Here is a 19,989-nt window from a genome sequence, read left to right as displayed (position 1 = left end):
CCCCCCCCCCCCCCCCACCCCGTGTTGGTTGGGCCGGCCCGCTCCCTCGTCCGGCGCGCGGCCCGCCCCTCCGCTCCCAGCGCCGGCTGCCCGGGGCGGCGCGCGCTGTCGGGCCGTGCGCCCAGCGTGGCGGCGCGCGGCGCCCCATGAGGTGTCCGCCGCGGCGCGCGGCGCACCGGATCGGCCGGGCCATGCCCCCTTGTAGCGGCTCCGCGCCGGCCCTACGCTGTGGCGCGCCGAACACCCGTACGTGGGTGCAGCGAGAGGAACGCGCTATGTCCTTACGTGGTCGCCACCGCCGCTACCAGCCGAGCCGGGTCTCCCGTGCCTCGCTCACCGTCACCGCGAGCGGTGCCGGCATGGCCCTCCCCCTCGTCGCAGCGACGGGTGCGGACGCCGCCTCCCAGGACGCCTGGGACAAGGTCGCCCGATGTGAGAGCACCAACAACTGGGACATCAACACGGGCAACGGCTTCTACGGCGGGCTCCAGTTCACACAGAGCACCTGGAAGGAGTTCGGCGGCACGGTCTACGCGGCCCGTGCCGACCTGGCCACCCGGGAGCAGCAGATAGCCGTCGCCGAGAAGGTGCTCGCCGTGCAGGGGCCGCAGGCGTGGCCCAACTGCTCGGGCGCGGGCCAGTTGTCGCGCGCCAGCGCGGCGCCGCAGACCAAGACCGCGCCCGCGCCGCAGCAGCAGTCCGCCCGGCCATCGGCGCAGGGCACCGGCACGACGGCCGCCAAGTCGGGCCACCGCTCCGATGCGACGCCCACCACGCTGCCCGGCCGCGGCACCAAGGCCGGCCCGTACCTGGTGGTCGGTGGCGACACCCTCTCGGCCATCGCCGACGAGCACGAGGTGCGCGGCGGCTGGCAGGGCCTCTACCAGACCAACCGGCAGACCATCGGGGACGACCCCGACCTGATCGTCCCGGGCCAGCGGCTGTCGCTCCGCGGCGGCACGCCGTCCGCCGCGCCGCCGCACACCGAGCGTCCGCGCGCCGCGACACCGCACAAGAAGCGGCCGAGGGTCCAACCGAAGGCGCCCGAGCGCCCGGCGCAGCCGCGGCCCAAGGCACCGCAGAACGAGGACCGACAGCAGGTCAGCAAGCCCCGGCAGAAGCAGGCGCCGAAGCCCGTCCAGAAGCCGGCCCACAAGCCGGCGCAGCACCAGTCTCGGAAGCCTCAGGCCCCGGCGAGCAGCGGGTACACCACGCCGGTGAGCGGCGTCGGTGTCACCACCAGCTACGGCAAGCCGGGGTCGAGTTGGGCCAGCGGGTACCACACCGGCATCGACTTCCCGGTGTCGATCGGCACCTCGGTCAGGTCGGTCGGGCCCGGCACCGTCGTCTCCGCCGGCTGGGGCGACGCGTACGGGTACCAGGTCGTCATCCGGCACGTGGACGGCAGATACAGCCAGTACGCGCACCTGTCGCAGATCGTGGTGCGCGACGGGCAGTCGGTCAGTGGCGGGCAGCGCATCGGCCGGTCGGGCTCCACCGGCAACAGCACCGGTCCGCACCTGCACTTCGAGATCCGTACCGGCCCCGGCTACGGCTCCGACATCAACCCGTTGGCCTACCTCCGCGCCCACGGCGTCAGCATCTGAGTCCGCTGCGCCGACAGCACCCGACACGGCCAGGTACGGAACGGGCCCGGGACCGCGCGACACGCGGCTCCGGGCTCGTCGTCCGTTGCAGGTCGTCCCTTGCAGGTCGTCCGTTGCGGGCGGGTCAGCCCGTGACGGCCGCGGCGATCCGGGCCGCGGTCTGCGCGGGGGTGAGGTGGGTGGTGTCGACGACCTCGGCCGCCTCGTGCAGCCAGCCGCTCGCCGCCTCCGCGTAGGGCTCCAGGTATTGGAGGCGGAACTCGGACGGTCCGAGTTCGGTGTCCTCCATGATGCGCCGGCGCAGGGTGTCCTGGTCGGCGTGGAGCACGAAGTGCCGGACCGGGATGCCGTGGCCGGCCAGACCACCGCTGATCTCCCGCCAGTACTCCTCGACCAGTACGGTCATCGGCATCACCAGCGTGCCTCCCGCGTAGTCGAGCACGTGCCGGGCGGTCTCGACCACCAGGGACCGCCACGGCGGCCAGACCTGGAAGTTGCCCGTCCAGGGCAGACTCGGGGTGATGTCCATCAGCGTCTCGCCGACCTTCTCGGCGTCGAGCACCCGGGAGCCCGGGATCGCCTGTTGGACGAGCGCGCTGGCCGTCGTCTTGCCCGCGCCGTGGGTGCCGTTGAGCCATACGATCATGGGACCCGAGGGTAGTGCCGGGGTCCTCGGCAGGGTGGGGGCCGGGGTCGGACCCCGCGTCGTCCGCCCTGCCGGGCTCGATCTGGTCCGGTCTCGCCCCCACTTGCCCCCTACCATCCGGTCTGCTGTGATCCGTCATGGTCTGGCCCGGCCGGACGGTCACTGTCAGTGGTCGCGGTTACGGTGGCCGGGTGACCAGATACGTGGCGCTGTTGCGCGGCATCAATGTGGGTCGGCACAACCGGATTCCGATGGCCACCCTGCGGGAGTTGCTTGACGGCCTCGGGTGCACGGCCGTGCAGACCCACCTCCAGAGCGGCAATGCGGTGTTCGCGCCGCCGCAGCGCGGCCCGGGCACGCCCGCTGCGGTGGCCGAGGGGTTGGAGCGGGCCATCGCCGAACGGCTGTCGCTCCAGGTGCCCGTGCTCGTGCGGGAGGGGGCCGACCTGCGCCGGGTGGCCGCCCACGGCCCGCTCGCCGACCCTGACTTCGACCCGTCGCGGCTGCTGGTCACCTTCCTGTCCGGCCCGGTGGACGGCGAGCGGCTCGCCGGGCTCGACCCGACCGCGTACGCCCCCGACCGGTTCTGGCCCGGCCAGGAGGAGATCTACGTGTACTGCCCGGACGGGGTGCGCGGCTCCAAGCTGCGGCAGGAGTTCTGGGAGAAGCGGCTCGGGCTCGTCGGCACGGCCCGCAACTGGAACACGGTGCGCAAGCTGGCCGCGCTGGTGGCCGCGGCGGACACGCCGTGAGCTGCGACGGGCAGGCGGGGCCGGCCCGCTCGCTCGCCCACGACGATCCGCTGCTGCACTATCGCGGCGCGGTGTCCCTGGAGCGCGGCGAGCGGTGGACCGCACCCTGGCGGCTGCCGCACCGGGAGGCGGCGCTGTACCTCCCCGAAGGTGGCACGGGGCGGGCGGCGATGCCCGCGGGCGTCCGGGTCAGCCTGCGGACCGACAGCCGATGGCTTGGCTGCCGCTATCAGGCCGACCCCGCGCCACGGCTGAACGGTCCGCCGGAGCAGGCCCGCCTGGATGTGCTGTGCGAGGACCAGCGGGTGGCCTCGGTCGCCCTGGAGACGCACGGTGGCGATGCGGAGTTCCGGGTCCCGCTGCCCGCGGCGCCGGCCCTGGACCCTCAGCGGCCGGGGGCGGTCCGGCCACCGCTGGTCGAGCTGTGGCTGCCGTACTACCACCGGTTCCGGCTGCGGGAGCTCCGGCTTTCGGCGGGCGCGGCGGTGGTTGCCGACCCACCCGGGGACCGGCCGCGCTGGGTGCACTGCGGCAGCTCCATATCCCAGGGCCGGGGCGCCCATTCGCCCTCGCGGACCTGGTCGGCCCTGGTCGCCCGGCGCGCCGGCTGGGACCTGACCTCGCTGGCGATCGGTGCGGGCTGCTACCTCCAGCCGATGACCGCCCGCCTGATGCGGGACCTGCCCGCCGATCTGCTCACCCTGTGCATCGGCATCAACGTGCACACCCTCGGGACGCACAGCGGTGAGTCGCTGACCGCCGCGCTCGTCGGCTTCGTACGGACAGTGCGCGACGGCCATCCCACGACCCCGTTCGCCGTGATGTCCACCATCGTCGCGCCCGAGCGGGAGGAGGTGGCCGGGCCTTCGGGGCTGACGGTGCGGGAGAGCCGCGAGCGGGTGCGGCACGCGGTCAATCTGCTGCGCGACCACGGCGACCGGCACCTGCACTACGTGCACGGGCCCGAAGTGTTCGGGCCCAGTTGTCTGCCGCTGTTCCTCGAACCCGAGGGCCTGGACCGCCTCCACCCCTCGCCGGCGGGCCACCCGGTCTTCGCGGGACGCTTCCTCGGTCTGCTCCGCCGCAAGGCGTGCGTGCCGGCGGTGCGATGAGCCTCCCGCGCGCCAGACCGAGGGGGCCGGGGCGCGGGTGGGTGCGGACCGGGGAGGTGCTGGGTGGGGGATGTTCGGGAAAACGGGTGTGGGACCCGCGCCCACCGGGGACGGTGGGCCAGGACGCGCCCTGGAGCCGCCGGCAGAGCCTGCGGGCACCAGACCACGCGCGCTCCACCGACCCCCAGCGAAGGGACTCCGCCCGTGCCGGCCCTCACCTCCCGCCTGTCCCTCGCCGCAGTGGCCACGGCCGCCGCCCTCGCCGTGGGCACCCCGGTCGCCTACGCCACCTGGGACCACGGCCCCGCCGCGTCCACGGCCCCGTCCTCTCCTACGCACCGCGGCGCGGCGTACGTGGAGACCAGGCTGTTCTTCGGCACCGCGCGGGCCGACGGCCGCCCGCCGGTCACCGATCGGCAGTTCAACGGCTTCGTCGACCGCGCCGTCACCCCGCGCTTCCCCCAGGGCCTCACCGTCCAACAGGGGCGCGGCCAATGGCGCGACCAGCACGGCACCATCGAGCGGGAGCGCTCGTACGAACTGATCGTGCTCTACCCCCGGTCGGAGGCGCGGGTGCGGGACGGTGACATCGAACGCATCCGCGCCACGTACGAGCGGGAGTTCGCCCAGGAGTCGGTGGCCCGGGCGGACGACGACGCCTGGGTGGACTTCTAGCCGCACCGCGGGGCCACCCCACGCAGTCACCGTGCCAGGTCACCCCGCGGATTCGACGGTGCTGCTGAGGTCGATGGGTGGGGGCGGGCCGGGGAGCAGGTCGCCGAGTTGCAGGTTTATCGAGCGCAGTCGTTCCTGTTCGCCCCGATCGCGAGCGGCTTCGCCCTCCCGGATCAGCCGCTCCGCCTGGGCCGGGTGTCGCATGGCCGCCCGTTCCTGCACCAACTGGTGGAAGACCATGGGTTGGAGCGCCCCCGCCCGGTCCAGTACCCGCGTCAGGTGTTCGCGCAGCCGGTCGCAGCGCATCCGGAGCGGGCCCGCTTCCCGGGCCTCGATCGCATCGTTGATCTCCTGCTCGAACACCGGCAGCTCGCTCCGGTCGCTGGCGCTGCCGTGCGCGGCGATGAGGTCGCGGGCGGCGATGACCAGCGACTCGGCCTCGCCGACCAGCTCCGGCCAGGACAGTTCCTCTTCGATCGCGTCGGCGGCGAGCCGCAGGTCGCGCAGTCGGCTGTCGGCGTCCGCCGCGGCGCCCTCGTCCGCCCGCGCGGCGGCCAGCAGCCGCGCCAGGTCCTCTTCGATGGCCTCGTCGACGATGCGCTGGAGTTGCAGCTCGACCACCGGGCTGCGTACGCCGCGCTGCCGGTCCCGCAGTTGGGCCAGCCGATCGCGCTCGGCGGCTACCTCGTCCGCCAGCCGTACGGTGTCCAGGACTGGCTCACTGAGCAGGCTGACCGTGGTCTCGAACGTCTCGTCGAGCAGCGGCACGAACGCGCTCACCCGCACCAGCCGGGAGGCGTCGATCTCGATGGTCAGATGCACCTCGCTACCGGCCGGCACGGTGCGGGCCACCTCGGCCGCGCCCACCTCGATGCGGCCGATGGTGCGGTTGCGGTCGGCGCGCGGCTGCTCGCCCTCCAGGACCGGGATGCGGATCAGCCCGCCGGCCTCGCCGCGCTGCACGGTGAGCGTGGTGCGCAGCGTCGTGGTGCGGCGCACCGGGAGCCTGGCGCCGCGTTCGACCAGCGGACGCACCTGGTTGTCGGCGAGCCCGACGCCCACCGCGTGGGTGAGCATCGGCTCGGCCTCCACCGCGCCGACGGTGTACGTGAGCAGGTCGGGTGAGGTGGGCCGGCGGGTGCCTGAGGGGTCGGTGAGCCGGAGGTGGAAGGTGTTCTGCCGGCCGCGTTCGGCCCGTAGCGTGGCCGTGAAGGCGCCCTGGTCGGTGAGGGTGAGCCGGCCGCTGCGCCAGGGCGGGTCGGACTCCTCGTTGACCAGTTCCACGCTCCAGCCGGCGGCCGGTGTGTCGTCGGGCGTGGTCACCCGGGCCACCACGACCGGGTCCAGGTCGGGGCCGACCCGCGGGTACTCGCACCGCACCGTGCAGGTGCCGGGCTCGGGGACGGCCGCGCCCCAGCCCGCCGGCAGTGGCTGGGCACCGGCGAAGACCGCGGCCCCGCGGGCCACCACGGTCATCGGGTCCTGGGTGAAGTCGAGCGCCGCGCCGAGCCCGCGCTGACGGTCGGCGACCCGGTCGCGGAGGTAGGGCATGGCCGTCTGGCCGCCCACCATGATCACCTTGTCGATGTCGGCCGCGCCGAGGCGGAGTTCCTCCAGCGCCGCGCGGCACAGGTTGACCGAGCGGGTGATGAACGGTTCGGCCAGCCGTTCCAGGTCGGCCCGGGTCAGGTCGTACTCGAACTCGTGGCTGCGGCGGGCGTCGTCGGGCAGGTCGGCGAGGGCGGTGACCGTCGCCGCCCGCGAGAGGCGGATCTTCGCCGCCTCCGCGGCCCACTTGAGCGCGGCGATCGCGCCGAACCAGCGCGGGTTGCCCCGCTCAAGTCCGGCCAGGCCGGGCGACTGGCGGATCGCCGCCGGGATGAAGAGTTCCTCCACGATCCGCCAGTCGAGGAGTTTGCCGCCCAGCGTGTTGTCCCCGCGGTGGCCGACGACGGAGAACTCGCCGTCCCGCAGCCGGATCACGGCGGCGTCGAACGTCCCGCCGCCGAAGTCGTAGACCAGCCAGGTGGCGTTCTCGTCGGTGGCCTGGAAGCCGTAGGCGTGGGCGGCGGCTGCCGGCTCCTGGAGCAGGACGGTGTGTTCGAGCCCGGCGAGGGCCGCGGCCCGCTCGGTGGCCGCGCAGGCGCTGAGGTCGAACGCGGCCGGCACGGTGATCACCGCGGCCCTGACGTCCTCGTTCAGCCGCCCGGTGGCGTCCGCCCGCAGGGACTTGAGCACCTCGGCCGACAGGGCCTCGGGCGACATGGTGCGGCCGGCCGCGGCGAACCGCTTGTCCTGGCCCACCGTTCCCATCCGCAGTTTGAACTCCAGGCAGGTGTTCTCCGGGTCGTGCTCGCTGCGCTCGCGCGCCGACTGGCCCACCCACAGGCGCTGACGGCGGTCGACGGCCACCGCCGAGGGTGTGGTCTCCTGCCCGTCGTTGTTCTTGATCACCTCGGTCTGCACGCCCCGCAGCACGGCGACCGCGCTGTTGGTCGTGCCCAGGTCGATCCCCAGGTCAACGGTGGTCCTGCGCACGGGTCGGCTCCTCTCCGGTGTGGGGTGCTTCGGTGTTGGGTGTGTCGGTACTGGGTGTGTCGGTATGGGGTGATGTGGTGTCGGACGTCTCGGTGCTGGGTGTTTCGGCGCTGGGTGTCCCGCCGCCGGGTGTTTCGGTGTCAGGTGCTTCGGTGCCGGAGCTGGGGCTGGGGCTGGGGCTGGCGTCGGCATCGGCATCGGCATCGGCATCGGCATCGGCATCGGCATCGGCATCGGCATCGGCCGCACCATCGGCCGCCCCCGCGTGCCGCACGCCGCCGGCAGTCGTGGACGGCGTGTTCGGTACGGACTCGGCGGGAGTCTTCGGCGGGGACTTCGGTGGCGGTGGCGGCTGTTCGGGCGGGGTGCCCACGATCACCTCGCTGAGGGAGATGGCCTCCCCGTGCAGGAAGACGGCGGGCCGCACGGTCTCGGTGATCACCTCGCGCTCAAGGCCGGGCGTCGGCTGGTAGGCCAGCACCTTCAGGCGCAGGCCCGGGTCGTAGGCGACGCCCTCGTAGGAACTGGTCTGCACGCCCGCCTCGGCGAGCGCGTCCATCACCGCCTGGGCGTGCCGACGTACGCTCGGTGTCACCTGGTCGGCGGCGGCCACCTTCTTCCCCAACCGCCATACGGATACGGCGAGTTCGGTGATCCTGCCGGGGTCGAGGGACAGCGCGTTCGGTGCGGCTGGGCGCTGCTGACCGGCGGGGGCGGCCGGCTGGTACGGGGTGCGGGTGGGTTTGGGCGGTATCACCGGCCCGGTGGTCGTCATCGAAGGCCCTTCTTTCACGTCGGGTGCGGGGGGTACGGGAGAGTGGTGGCGCCGGTCCCGGCCCGGCAGCGGCGCTCGGGACGGCAGGGCCGGTCGGACCGGTGGGGCCGGTCGGGCCAGGGCCCGAACCAGGGGCGCCGGGCGTCACCACGCGCGGCGCCGCAGGGCGAAGCCGCAGGCCAGCACGGCGACGCCGATGCCGATCCACATGTTCCGCGTGTCGGGCACCAGGTATGCGACGACGTAGCACACCAGGCCGAGGAAGATCAGCAACCCACCGCAGGACCCGGCGCACCCGAACGTGACCTCCCGGGTGCGGCCCGGCCGAGCGCTGGTCTGGGCGGGGTACAGGACCCGGCAGACCGGGCAGCAGGGGAAGGCGCCCCCGTACTGGCCGCTCCGGTACACGATCTCCACCTGGTCATCCGGTACGAGCTGATCGCACACGGAACACCTGATGCCCTCGACCGTCCCCGGAATGTGCACCGGGGCATCGCCGTACGGGCGGGGCGGGGCGTGCCGGGCCCGGTCGAGCGCGGCGAGTTGCAGTTCGATGGCCTCCCGGGTGCGGTGGGTCCGCGCGTACGGCAGGGCGGCGCGCAGCCCCTCACGGGTCGCCTCGCGCTCGCCCGTGGCGCGCTGGAAGCCCATCAGCAGGATGCAGGCGACGGCGGCGACGCTGTCGGCGAGTTCGCTGCGGTCGAGCCCTTCGACCGGGGCGCCGGGCAGTTCGTCCAGCAGGCGCAGCCGCGGGCCCGCGGCCCGGATCAGGGCGCGGGCGTAGCTGGCGCCCCGGCTCGGGTGCCGCTCGCCGCGGTCGGCCGCCTCCTCGCAGGCCAGGCCGATGACGTTGGAGATCAGTACGGCGAGGTCGCGGTCGATGGGGGTACGGACGTGCCCGCTGGCCGCCAACTTCCGTGCGCGCCGCAGGTGTTCGATGGAGTGGTCCAGGTGCGGCCCACGCACGGCCGGCTCGGCGTCGGCCGACTGGTTGGCGCACCGTACGGCGTGCTGGTGCACGGCCGAGGCGACCGCGTCCGCCGAGTCCTGGCTGAGCGGATGGCCCTGGCCGAGGACGGCGCGCAGCACGCGCAGGTCGTCGTCGGTCTCGGTCAGCAGCGCCGCCGCGGCCAGGTCGTGGGCGGCCGGCTCGTCGGCCGTCCGCTCGCGCTCGCGCTCGTAGCGGCGCCGAACCCGGGTGGCGAGCGGGTCGACGGCCCGGCGCAGCGCCGGATCGGCGCCGTCCACCGGGTCGAACTCGCGCATCAGGGCGATGTGCCGGTGCGGATCGGCGCCTTCGGCGGCCCAGGCCACGACCGCCCTGGCATGTGTGGCCAGCAGCAGGGCTGGCAGGGCCCGGCGCAGCCGCTGCCCGCTCCACCCGCGCAGCCGGGGGTCATCGAGTACGCGTATCCGCTGGTCGAGCCAGTCCCAACAGCCGTCGTCGGCCAGCGTCTGGCCCCAGTACTCGTAACTCGTGGCCCAGCGGTCGGTGAGCAGTGGGGCGTACTCGGCGGGGGTGTGCTCCACGGCCTTGGCGTGGCTGAACACCGCCAGGTTGTGCACGGCTGCCGAGCGGCCCGGTGCACCCGGCGGGCCGGCGGCCAGGGTGCGCCAGCGGCCCGGCGCCGAGTCCGGGTCCGCCTCGGTCTCCGTCGCCTCCGGGTGCTCGTCGTCGCCCGGCAGCGGCCAGAGCCACAGGAACTCGTCGCTCAGCCGTATCAGCGGGTCCTCCAGACGGCGTAGCGCCTCTCGCACCTCGACGTGGCCGGGTGGCGGGGAGGGCGGCAGCACGCCGGGGGCCAGCGGCTCTTCGGTGCCCAGCGCTTCGGCGGCGCGCAGGCGTTCGGCGCGCCGGCGGACCTGGCGTGGCGTCGCGGTGACCGGCAGCGCGGCGACGCGGAACGCATTGTCGCGGTAGAGGGTGCCGCCCGCGCCCACCGCACCGTCGGGCCAGTCGGGCGCCCCCTGCTGCACCATGCTTCCCCCCTCGCTCCCCCGCGCCGGGTCGACCGGGGTAGCGGCACCCTGCCAGCGCGTCCCCGGGACCCCTCCCGGGGACGCGGGTGGGCTGGGGGGCGGGGTCGCCGCGCGGCGGGGCATCCCGGGACGGTCGGGGCGGGGCGCCGCGCCGCCAGCGCACCGCGGTGCCCCGCCGGCCACGGACCGGCCAGGCCACCACCAGCCAGCCGGTAGCCCACCCCCGGCCACCATCAGCCGACCGACGGCACGCCCCGCTCCGCGGCGCGGGTGGGTTCAGCCCGTGCCGCCCCACACCGCCGCGCGGAACTCCGCCTCGAACGCCCCGTAGCCGGCCCGCAGTTCCTCGCCCGGCCAGTCCGCGGGGAGCAGCGGGGCGGGGAGCACCGGGTCGGCGAGCAGTTGGCGCACCATCGCGGCGGCCACCTCGAAGCGGCCGGCCAGGGTGTCCGCCGCGGTCAGCGCGGCCAGCAGCCATCTGGCCTGCGCCGCCCAGCCGTCCAGGTCCCACAGGCGCGCGGCGAGTCGGGCCGGGTCGTCGTCGGGGACGCCGGTCAGCCATGCGCACTGCTCGGCGGCGGCCGGTGGGCGCGGGCGTTCCAGGTTGGCCGGGCGCAGCCAACTCCCCTCGCGCAGTTCGGCCAGCCGCAGGGTGCCCATCGCCTGCCGCAGCGCGGCCCGCTCAGCCACGGTCCGCCGTTCGCCGGTGACCAGGGCGATCTCCCAGTCGCCGGTCCACTCCCGCAGCACGGGCGCGCGGCTGTCGTCCTGGCGGGCCTGGCGGGCCAGCAACCGGGCGGACAGCCGGTAGCTGCCGTGGCGCTGTTCCAGGTCGCCGGCGGCCACCATGCGGGTGAGGGCGACCCTGATGGTGCCGTCCGCGGTGCCGAAGACCTGCCCGGCCCGGACCAGGGCGCGCGCCGGCAATTCGGCGGGATGGTGGCCGAGCAGCGTGCTGAGCACGATGGAGCGCGCGGTCAGCGGGCGCAGCACCGGCGCGCCCGCCGGGGCCGTCGGGATCGCAGGGGCCGTCGGGTCCGCCTGGCGGCGTCCGCTGCGCCCGCCCGCCCGGTCCGTCCCGCCCGCCCGCCGCGCCGCGCGCTGCGTCTGGTCCATGCCCTCGTCGCCTCCTTTGGCCCTCCGCCCGGTCCGCCGACCGCTGTACGGGGCCCGCGCATCCGGCCGGAATTTACGCTCCATCCTCGTGCATTACGCTTCCGCATCACGCATCATAGAAATGTAAGACCCGTGGTCGCATCCCTGGAGGTCGCCGTGAGTCCCACCCATGAAGTCCTCAACCAAGCCCCGCCGCTGACGGATTTCAGCACCGCCGACGAGGCGGGCCTGCTGGCGGCGCTGCGGCGGGACGGGGGCGGTTGGGCCGAGGCCGAGGTGCTGGAGCTCGGCGCCCGGGCGGGTTCGGCCGAGGTGCAGGAGTGGGCGCGGCAGGCGGAGGAGCACCCTCCGGTGCTGCACACCCACGACCGGTTCGGACACCGGGTGGACGAGGTGGAGTTCCATCCGGCCTGGCACCACCTGATGGCCGAGGCGGTCGCATCCGGCCAGCACGCGGCGGCCTGGGCGGAACGGCGACCGGCCGCCCACCTGGTCAGGGCCGCGAAGTTCTATCTGTGGGCGCAGGCCGAGGCGGGTCACGGCTGTCCGATCTCCATGACGTACGCATCGGTGGCGGCCCTGCGCGCCGCCCCTGAACTCCTCGCCGCATACGGACCGTTGCTCACCTCTTCCACGTACGACTTCGGGCTGCGGGCGCCGCTCACCAAGCGCGGGCTGATCGCGGGCATGTCGATGACCGAGAAGCAGGGCGGCTCCGACGTCAGGTCCGGCACCACGACGGCCACCCCGGCGGGCGACGGCTCGTACGTGCTGACCGGCCACAAGTGGTTCACCTCAGCGCCGATGAGCGACGTCTTCCTCACCCTGGCCCAGGCGCCCGAGGGGCTGACCTGCTTCCTGCTGCCCCGGGTGCTCCCCGACGGCACCCGCAACGCGCTGCGGCTGCAACGCCTGAAGAACAAGCTGGGCAACCACTCCAACGCCTCGGCCGAGATCGAGTACGAGCAGGCCGTCGGCTGGGTGGTGGGCGAGGTCGGGCGCGGGGTGCGCACCATCGTGGAGATGGTCAACATGACCCGCCTCGACTGCGTCATCGGCTCGGCGGCCGGCATGCGGGCGGGGCTGCGCCAGGCGGTGCACCACGCGGCGCACCGGCGGGCGTTCGGCGCCGCGTTGATCGACCAGCCGCTGATGCGGCACGTGCTGGCCGACCTCGCGGTGGAGTCGGAGGCGGCCACGGCGGTGGCCCTGCGGCTGGCCGCGGCGCTCGACCGGGCCGAGGCCGGCGACGCCGAGGAGGCGGCGCTGCGCCGGCTCGGCCTCGCGGTCAGCAAGTACTGGGTGTGCAAGCGCGGCAGCAGCCATCTCGCGGAGGCACTGGAGTGCCTGGGCGGCAACGGCTACGTCGAGGACTCCGGTATGCCCCGGCTCTACCGCGAGGCACCCCTCCTGTCGATCTGGGAGGGGTCGGGCAACGTGGCGGCGCTCGACGTGCTGCGCGTGCTCCAGAAGGAGCCCGCCGCGGTGGCGGCCTTCTTCGCCGAGGTGGAGGCGGCGGCCGGGGCCGACGCCCGGCTGGACGCGGCCGTGGCGCGGGTCCGGAAGGCGGTCGGCGAGCTCACCGATCCGGTGCGGGCCCAACTGCTGGCCCGGCGGCTGGCCGAGCAGATGACGCTGGTGCTCCAGGGTTCGCTGCTGGTGCGGTACGGCCACCCGGCGGTCGCGGACGCCTTCTGTGCCTCGCGGCTCGGCGGCGACTGGGGCCACGCGTTCGGCACGCTGCCTCCCGGCACGGACACGCGGGCCGTCATCGAGCAGTCGCTGCCGAAGGAGATCCGTTAGCCGGCGGCACACCGCGACGGCCGGCCGGCGTGACCCGGGCCGCCGGGCTCCCGTCCATCGCCCGCCCGTGGCCGGGCCGTTCGCCCCGCTCCGGCGCACCTCCGGGCGGTTCGGGCTCCGGGACGCACCACCGGGTGACGACCCGGCGGGCGGGCTCCGGCGCCGGCGGGGACGGCAGGGACGCCCGGGGCATGTGTGCACGCGGAACGGTCCGTTCAGCGAACTGTCGACTCACCCATTGCCCACGAGACCCGCAAACCATGCACGCATAAGTTTCAGCACATCGAGCGAATTCCTTCACACTCTGGTGTGTCCCCTGGACAGCTCACGCAGCATGATCGCGTGAATCAAAGGCACTGGGTAACCCGCTTGGGGATCAGCGTCGCGGCCGTCGTCCTCGCTTCGTCCGAGGCGGCGGCCGTCTCTGGTGCGAACACCGACGAACGGTCGTTCGCCGCGGGTGTGTTGCCGGCGCTGCGGCCGGCCGCCCATCAGTCGTCGGGGTCCGCGGCGCCGCCTGGAGCGTATCCGCCACGCCTGCCGTCCATCGGGCCGGCCCCCGGCGCCATGCCGCTGCCGCCCCGGCCGGCGGCCCCGCCGCCCGGGCGGGCCCACCCGGCGCCGGCCCCCGTGCCCCGCGGACACGCCGCGCCCAACCCGCCGGCCGCGCACCGCCCCGCGCCGGCCCGGGCGACGTCGCCGGTGCGGCCGGCCCCGTCCCTGTCACCCTTACCGGCCCCATCGGCAACAGCCACCGGCGGTACGCGCGAGGACAGCCGGGCCACGGCCGCACCCGACCGCCCGACGCCGCTCCCACGCACCACTCCGGCACGGCGGACGACCCCCGCGGGGCACCCCGCGGGACGGCAACGCCCGGCGCCCGGGCCCTCCGCCCCGCCGCCCACTCCCCCGCCCGCGGCGCCGTCCCCCCAGCCATCTGCCGTCGGCGCGCGCACGCCGTCCGCAGCCGCGGTACGCACCCCGCCCGCGGCACCGCGTCCGACGTCGAGGCCGAGCCCCGCGCCCACCCCTACCGGGCACGGGGACACGCGCACCGGACACGGGAACACCCAGACGCCCACCGCGCCCGGCCCCGGGCGCCACCACACCGGCCTCGATCTGGAACTCGACGTCGACGACCTGTCCCTGTCGCTGCACGCGGGGCGGGGCAGGCTGTGCATCGTCATCACGGCCGGCGGGATCACCCTGGTCATCCAGCACGGCCACTGCCACCACCACCCCAAGCCCCCCTGCCCCACACCCACACCGACGCCTACTCCCACCCCCACACCCACTCCGACTCCGACGCCCACCCCGACTCCGACACCGACGCCCACTCCAACCCCCACGCCGACCCCCTCACCCACCCCCACGCCCACACCGACGCCCACCCCCACGCCAACCCCCACCACCCCACGCCCGACGCCGCCCCGGCCCACCCCGGCGCCTCCGGAGACCACCGCGCCCGCGCCGCCCTCCCCGACGCCGCCCGCCGTGGTGGCGCCGCCGCCCGCTCCGACGTCTGCCGCCCCCACGCCGGTCGCACCGGCCCCACCCGCACCGGCCCGCCCCGTACCCCCGCGGGCCAGGCCCGTACCGGAGGCGAGTGAGCCGCCGCGGCCGGGCCCGAAGGACACGCCCCGCCCCGCGCCGCAGGGCTTCGAGCCCCGCGCGTACCACCGCTCGGCCCGGCATCAGCCACCTGGCGGGCTGTCCACGGTGACCCTCACCTTGCTCCTGACCGCGCCCGCGGTGCTGGCCGCCGCCGCCCTGCGCGGCCGGTCCGCGGGTCGCGGTCGAGGCCGAAGCCGCTGAGCCGTGGAGGCGGGGTGGGCCGAGCGCCCGCCCCGCCGAGCCACCGCAGCGAGCCGGCCCGCGACCGCAGCGGAGCGCACGCCACCCGCCCCGGGGCGCCCACCCCACAGTTCCAGTTCACGTCCGGAGGAACCCATGTCCGAATGGTTGGTGCTGGCCCTTGCGATGGCCGCCGCCTGCACCGTGGTGCTGATCATCGTCTTCCTCAACCAACGCCGCATCAGTGAAGACGACGACCCGTCCGAAACGCCGGACGTCATCGAGTACATGACGATGATGATCGGCGTGGTGTACGCGATCGTCCTCGGCCTCGCCATCGCCGGCGTCTGGGAGGCCAAGGGCGCTGCCCAGGACACGGTGCGCACCGAGGCGCAGGCGCTGCACGAGGTGAGCGAGCGCGTGCACGTGTACCCCGCGGCGGAGCAGGAGCGGATCAGGGCGGACGTCCAGGCGTACGTCCGCTACGTGGTGGACGAGGAGTTCCCACACATGATCGATACGGGGGAGCTCACCGAGCGCGGGGACACGTTGCTCCAGACGCTGCGCCACCACGTCCTTGAGGTCACCCCGCGCGACGAGCGGATGGCGCAGACGTACCAGCCGTTGGCCGACCAGATCGCCGTCGTCGACGACGCCCGCGGCGCCCGTGGTCAGAGCGCGGGCGACACGATGCCGGGCGTGGTGTGGTTCGGGCTCGTCGGCGGGGCGTTGGTCACCGTCGGCCTGGTCTTCACCCTGCAAATCCGGCGCTCGCAGCGCGAGTTGCTGCTTTCCGGGCTGTTCAGCGCGCTCATCGCGTTCCTGCTCTTCCTGGTCTGGGACTTCGACGCGCCCTTCGGCCGGTCGGCGGGCGATGCGGCGGGCCCCTTCACCGACCTCTTCTCACTCTGACCCACCACCCCCGTTCCGCCCCGTTCTCGCCCTGAGCCGTTCCCGGCCCCCGACCCCCAACCCTCCGGCGCGGTGTCACTCCGGCCCTACGACGCTCCGCACCGATCCGTCACCGACCGCCGCCCCGACCGGCACCGGGCAGCCGCACGCCCCGGGCCTGGTCGGGGCGGCGGCGCACTTCTCGGCGGGGCACCCGGCCGCGCCCGAGCCCCGGCCTGACCGCGCCCACCCCCACCATCACCCGTCACACACCGTGACCAGCGGATCGGCGCTCTCCGCCCCGGCAGGCCCGCCGAATCCGCTGGTAGCCGACCCGCCACCGGCCCCGGCGTACCCGATTCAAGCCAGGCGCGCAGTACACTTCGCGCCCCTTCGTGCACCCCGCGCGCGCCGGGCGCAGCGGGACGTAGGGCACATTGCGCACAGGGGCCCGCGGCGTCCGAACGCCGGCCGTCGCGAGAGGTTTCGTGGCCGCGACCGTACGATGACCTGGAGGGCCCGCGTCCCGGATCGGGAAGTGGCAGTCGCCCCCTTGAGTGCGTGCCCCGGGTGGCTTTAGGTGGTGTGGGGGCGATAAGCCCCCACACCGAGCCGGACCCTTCGGTCCGGCGGACGGGAGGCCATGCCATGCCCGAACAACTACGGCCGTCCAGGGCACAGACGGTCACCGAAGCCGAGGTGGAAGCCCTGGTCCACGGCATCTGTTTCAAGACCGGCCCGCCCAGTCGACTGGGTGTCGAACTGGAATGGCTGGTGCACGACCTGCACGACCCCCTGCGTCTGGTCCAACCGTCGCGGTGGAGCTCAGCGACCGACGGCCTACGGGCCCTTCCGCTCCGGTCCGCCCTGACCTTCGAACCGGGCGGTCAGCTCGAACTCAGCTCCCGCCCCGCCTCCTCGCTCACCTCCTGCATCCAGGAGATGACCCAGGACCTCGCGGCGGTCAGAGCGTTCCTGGCGCCCCTCGGGCTCGGCCTCGCAGGCCACGGCCACGACCCCTGGCGCCCACCCCGCCGCCTCCTCACCCAGGCCCGCTACTGCGCGATGGAGCAGTACCTGGACCGCTGGGGGCCCGCGGGCCGCACCATGATGTGCCGGTCAGCGTCCGTACAGGTCTGCGTGGACGCCGGGCACGAGGAACCAGGCCCGCTCGGGTACGGGCGGCGCTGGCGGCTGGCACACCTGTTGGGCGCGGTGCTGGTGGCCGCGTTCGCCAACTCCCCGCTGGACCAGGGCCGGCCCACCGGCTGGCGCTCCACCCGGCAGGCCGCCTGGGCGGCGATCGACCCGGGCCGCACCCAGGCCCCCGCGGGCGGGCGGGACCCGCGGGCCGACTGGACGCGGTACGTGCTGGCGGCGCCCGTGATGTGCGTACGGGACGAGGACGGCGGCAGCGGGCCGTGGCAGGTGCCCGACGACGAGCTCAGCCTGCGCGACTGGGTCCGCCGGGGCCACCCGCGACCGCCGAGCCTGGACGACGTCACCTACCACATCTCCACGCTCTTCCCCCCGGTCCGCCCGCGCGGGCACCTGGAGCTGCGCATGATCGACGCACAGCCGGGGACGGACGGCTGGGTGGTGCCGCTGGCGGTGACGGCCGCGCTGTTCGACGACCCGCAGGCGGCGGAGGCCGCGTACCGCGCGGTCAAACCGCTGGCCGACATGGCTGGCGCCGCGCCTGCGCCGCGCAACCCGCTGTGGGAGCGGGCGGCCCAACAGGGCCTTGGAGACCCGGAGTTGCACACGGCTGCCGTGGCCTGTTTCGCCGCCGCACAGGAGGCGCTGCCCCGGCTCGGCGCACCGCCGACGGTCGCCGCCGCCGTCGCGGCCTTCGACGACCGCTACGTCGCGCGGGGTCGATGTCCCGCCGACGACGTGCTCGACTCCCTATCCGGGAAGGACGACCGCCCATGACCAGCACCGGACAGGGCACCGGCCCCGCCGCCGACACCGGGCCCGACACCGCGCCCGGCGCCACCGCGGGCACCGACCCGGAGCAGCTCAGGGCGCGCGCCCTGGACGCGCTGACCACCGCGCGGGACCGCACCGCGCTGCTGACCGGCTCCGTGGACGACGCGGAGCTCACCGCCCAGCACTCGCCCCTGATGTCCCCACTGGTGTGGGACCTGGCCCACATCGGCAACCAGGAAGAACAGTGGCTGCTACGGACGGTGGCCGGCCGCACCCCGCTGCGGCCCGAGATCGACTCGGTCTACGACGCCTTCGAGCACCCGCGGGCCGAACGCCCCTCGCTGCCGCTGCTGCCGCCCGCCGAGGCGCGCGGCTACGCGGCCGACGTCCGGGGCCGCGTCCTGGACGTACTGGAGCGCACACCGCTGCACGGCGGGCCGCTGCTGGACGCGGCCTTCGCCTTCGGCATGATCGCCCAGCACGAGCAGCAGCACGACGAGACCATGCTCATCACCCACCAGTTGCGGCGCGGCCCGGTGGCGCTGACCGCCGCCGACCCACCGCCGGCCCCGGCGGACGCCGCCGCACTCCCGGCGGACGTGCTGGTGCCCGGCGGGGAGTTCACGATGGGCACCTCCACCGAGCCCTGGGCGCTGGACAACGAGCGCCCGGCGCACCGCAGGGAGGTCGCCGCGTTCCGCATCGACACGGTGCCGGTGAGCAACGGCGCCTTCGTGCGCTTCATCGAGGACGGCGGGTACGCGGAGCCGCGCTGGTGGCATCCGCAGGGCCTGGCGATGGTCCGCGAGCACGGGCTGGAAGCGCCGCTGTTCTGGCACCGCGAGGGCGGCCAGTGGCTACGGCGCAGGTTCGGCGTCCGCGAGCCGGTGCCGCTGGACCAGCCGGTGGTGCACGTGAGCTGGTACGAGGCGGACGCGTACGCCCGGTGGGCGGGGCGGCGGCTGCCGACCGAGGCGGAGTGGGAGGTGGCCGCCCGGCTCGACCCGGCCACCGGCCGCTCGCGCCGCTACCCGTGGGGCGACGCCGACCCCACCGCGGACCACGCCAACCTGGGTCAGCGGCACTTGTCGCCGGCGCCGGTGGGCAGCTATCCGCGGGGCGCGTCGGCGCTGGGCGTGCGACAGTTGATCGGCGACGTGTGGGAGTGGACGGCCAGCGACTTCCTGCCCTACCCGGGCTTCGTGGCCTTCCCCTACCGGGAGTACTCGCAGGTGTTCTTCGGCGCCGCGCACAAGGTGCTGCGCGGTGGTTCCTTCGCCGTGGACCCGGTGGCCTGCCGGGGCACCTTCCGCAACTGGGACCTGCCGGTGCGCCGGCAGATCTTCGCCGGCTTCCGCACCGCCTGCGACGTACCCCCGGAACAGCGACGGGAACAGCGACCCGACCGGCAAGGGGACCGGCGATGAGCGGGGCAGGACGCACCGCGAGCGTGCGGGCCCGGCGCCGCCGGGCCCGGGAAGGGGGCCGCTGATGTGCCGCCACCTGGCCTACCTCGGCGCCGACGTGCCCCTGGGCGCCCTGCTGACCAGGCCGGCCCACGGCCTGCTGCGGCAGTCCTGGGAGCCGCGCCGGCAGCGGCACGGCACGGTCAACGCGGACGGGTTCGGCGTCGGCTGGTACGCGGCCGACGACCCGGTGCCGGCCCGCTACCGCAGGTCCGTGCCCATCTGGGCCGACCCGTCCTTCGCCGACCTGGCCCGGGTGGTACGCACCGGCGCGCTGCTCGGGGCGGTGCGGGACGCCACCGAGCCGGGTGCGGACGGGGAGGCCGCAGCAGCGCCGTTCGCCAGCGGCCCCTGGCTCTTCAGCCACAACGGCTCGGTGCGGGGCTGGCCGGGCTCGGTCGCCGCGCTGGCGGCCGGCCTGCCGCCGCAGGCCCTGTTGGAGCTTGAGGCGCGGTGCGACGCCGCGTTCGTCTGGGCGCTGGTGCTGCACCGGCTGCGCGGGGGCGCCCCGCTCGGCCGGGCACTGGCCGAGACGGTCCGCGCCGTGGCCGACGCGGCGCCGGGCTCCCGGCTGAACCTGCTGCTCACCGACGGCACCACGATCGCCGCCACCGCCTGGGGCGACTCGCTGTGGTGCCGCAGCACGCCGGGCCCCGGCACCGGGGCCCGGGCGGCGGAGGTCGGCACGGGGCCCGGTCCTGCCGCGGCCGGCTCGGTGGTGGTGGCCTCCGAGCCGTACGACGATGATCCGGGGTGGGTCGAGGTCCCCGACCTGACCCTGGTCACCGCGGGCCGCACCGGTGTCCACCTCACGCCGATCGCCGGTGGCGGCGCAGCGGGCCACATCCCGGCCGGGCCCGGTCGACCCGCACCCGCAGCGCCGCCGGGGGCCGGGCCGCCAG

Annotated in this window: 14 protein-coding genes; 9 read left to right on the top strand and 5 right to left on the bottom strand. The window is 75.0% G+C overall.

Features of this window, described 5'->3' with window-relative positions:
- The first annotated feature begins 275 nt into the window (after positions 1-275).
- Positions 276-1,607 carry a transglycosylase family protein gene (locus tag ACMA1D_RS10360; protein ID WP_414723584.1) on the top strand — a complete coding sequence of 444 codons (1,332 nt, stop codon included), beginning with the start codon at positions 276-278 and terminating at the stop codon, positions 1,605-1,607.
- A gap of 124 nt (positions 1,608-1,731) precedes the next feature.
- On the opposite strand, the gene ACMA1D_RS10355 is transcribed toward ACMA1D_RS10360, so the two are convergent.
- On the bottom strand, positions 1,732-2,253 hold the full coding sequence (locus ACMA1D_RS10355) for an AAA family ATPase (RefSeq protein ID WP_414723583.1): 522 nt from the start codon (positions 2,251-2,253) through the stop codon (positions 1,732-1,734).
- A gap of 191 nt (positions 2,254-2,444) precedes the next feature.
- Here ACMA1D_RS10355 and ACMA1D_RS10350 point away from each other — a divergent pair, with 191 nt between their 5' ends.
- The 3 genes from ACMA1D_RS10350 to ACMA1D_RS10340 all read left to right on the top strand — a co-directional run bounded on the left by ACMA1D_RS10350 (position 2,445) and on the right by ACMA1D_RS10340 (position 4,792).
- The gene (locus tag ACMA1D_RS10350; RefSeq protein WP_414723582.1) at positions 2,445-3,005 is read left to right on the top strand and encodes a DUF1697 domain-containing protein; all 561 of its coding nucleotides are present in this window, start codon (positions 2,445-2,447) and stop codon (positions 3,003-3,005) included.
- Complete coding sequence (locus ACMA1D_RS10345; protein ID WP_414723581.1) at positions 3,002-4,117, top strand: GDSL-type esterase/lipase family protein; 1,116 nt, start codon at positions 3,002-3,004, stop codon at positions 4,115-4,117. The genes ACMA1D_RS10350 and ACMA1D_RS10345 overlap by 4 nt, the downstream gene beginning before the upstream one ends.
- Before the next feature lie 204 nt (positions 4,118-4,321).
- Positions 4,322-4,792, top strand: coding sequence for a DUF3574 domain-containing protein (locus tag ACMA1D_RS10340; protein ID WP_414723580.1), 471 nt, complete (start codon positions 4,322-4,324; stop codon positions 4,790-4,792).
- A gap of 39 nt (positions 4,793-4,831) precedes the next feature.
- On the opposite strand, the gene ACMA1D_RS10335 is transcribed toward ACMA1D_RS10340, so the two are convergent.
- From ACMA1D_RS10335 to ACMA1D_RS10320, 4 genes are all read right to left on the bottom strand, one after another.
- Positions 4,832-7,330, bottom strand: coding sequence for an Hsp70 family protein (locus tag ACMA1D_RS10335; RefSeq protein ID WP_414723579.1), 2,499 nt, complete (start codon positions 7,328-7,330; stop codon positions 4,832-4,834).
- Positions 7,311-8,105 carry a hypothetical protein gene (locus ACMA1D_RS10330; protein ID WP_414723578.1) on the bottom strand — a complete coding sequence of 265 codons (795 nt, stop codon included), beginning with the start codon at positions 8,103-8,105 and terminating at the stop codon, positions 7,311-7,313. Before ACMA1D_RS10330 ends, ACMA1D_RS10335 begins: the two co-directional genes overlap by 20 nt.
- A 144-nt stretch (positions 8,106-8,249) precedes the next feature.
- Positions 8,250-10,085 carry a hypothetical protein gene (locus ACMA1D_RS10325; protein WP_414723577.1) on the bottom strand — a complete coding sequence of 612 codons (1,836 nt, stop codon included), beginning with the start codon at positions 10,083-10,085 and terminating at the stop codon, positions 8,250-8,252.
- Between the two features lie 276 nt (positions 10,086-10,361).
- Entirely contained in the window at positions 10,362-11,201 is an 840-nt protein-coding gene (locus tag ACMA1D_RS10320) for a PaaX family transcriptional regulator C-terminal domain-containing protein (protein ID WP_414723576.1), read from the bottom strand.
- 156 nt (positions 11,202-11,357) lie between these two features.
- On the opposite strand from ACMA1D_RS10320, the gene ACMA1D_RS10315 reads away from it, so the two are divergent.
- From ACMA1D_RS10315 to egtC, 5 genes are all read left to right on the top strand, one after another.
- Entirely contained in the window at positions 11,358-13,004 is a 1,647-nt protein-coding gene (locus ACMA1D_RS10315) for an acyl-CoA dehydrogenase family protein (RefSeq protein ID WP_414723575.1), read from the top strand.
- Between the two features lie 1,950 nt (positions 13,005-14,954).
- Complete coding sequence (locus ACMA1D_RS10310) at positions 14,955-15,710, top strand: DUF4239 domain-containing protein (RefSeq protein WP_414723574.1); 756 nt, start codon at positions 14,955-14,957, stop codon at positions 15,708-15,710.
- Between the two features lie 627 nt (positions 15,711-16,337).
- Complete coding sequence (gene egtA / locus ACMA1D_RS10305) at positions 16,338-17,624, top strand: ergothioneine biosynthesis glutamate--cysteine ligase EgtA (protein WP_414723573.1); 1,287 nt, start codon at positions 16,338-16,340, stop codon at positions 17,622-17,624.
- A complete protein-coding gene (egtB, locus tag ACMA1D_RS10300; protein ID WP_414723572.1) occupies positions 17,621-19,048 on the top strand; it encodes an ergothioneine biosynthesis protein EgtB in 1,428 nt (475 codons plus the stop codon). Before egtA ends, egtB begins: the two co-directional genes overlap by 4 nt.
- Positions 19,049-19,112: 64 nt before the next feature.
- The coding region (egtC, locus tag ACMA1D_RS10295) for an ergothioneine biosynthesis protein EgtC (protein WP_414723571.1) at positions 19,113-19,989 on the top strand (877 nt) is incomplete at its 3' end.

The organism is Streptomyces sp. 796.1 (assembly GCF_047525675.1).
GTDB lineage: Bacteria > Actinomycetota > Actinomycetes > Streptomycetales > Streptomycetaceae > Streptomyces.
Note: the sequence above shows the minus strand (reverse complement) of the source record. Positions and strands in the feature narration are given on the sequence as shown.

Coding starts and splice junctions, on each gene's coding strand:
- ACMA1D_RS10360 (WP_414723584.1), top strand. CDS start 276: ATGTCCTTACGTGGTCGCCACCGCCGCTACCAGCCGAGCCGGGTCTCC.
- ACMA1D_RS10355 (WP_414723583.1), bottom strand. CDS start 2,253: ATGATCGTATGGCTCAACGGCACCCACGGCGCGGGCAAGACGACGGCC.
- ACMA1D_RS10330 (WP_414723578.1), bottom strand. CDS start 8,105: ATGACGACCACCGGGCCGGTGATACCGCCCAAACCCACCCGCACCCCG.
- ACMA1D_RS10325 (WP_414723577.1), bottom strand. CDS start 10,085: ATGGTGCAGCAGGGGGCGCCCGACTGGCCCGACGGTGCGGTGGGCGCG.
- ACMA1D_RS10320 (WP_414723576.1), bottom strand. CDS start 11,201: ATGGACCAGACGCAGCGCGCGGCGCGGCGGGCGGGCGGGACGGACCGG.
- ACMA1D_RS10310 (WP_414723574.1), top strand. CDS start 14,955: ATGTCCGAATGGTTGGTGCTGGCCCTTGCGATGGCCGCCGCCTGCACC.
- egtA (WP_414723573.1), top strand. CDS start 16,338: ATGCCCGAACAACTACGGCCGTCCAGGGCACAGACGGTCACCGAAGCC.
- egtB (WP_414723572.1), top strand. CDS start 17,621: ATGACCAGCACCGGACAGGGCACCGGCCCCGCCGCCGACACCGGGCCC.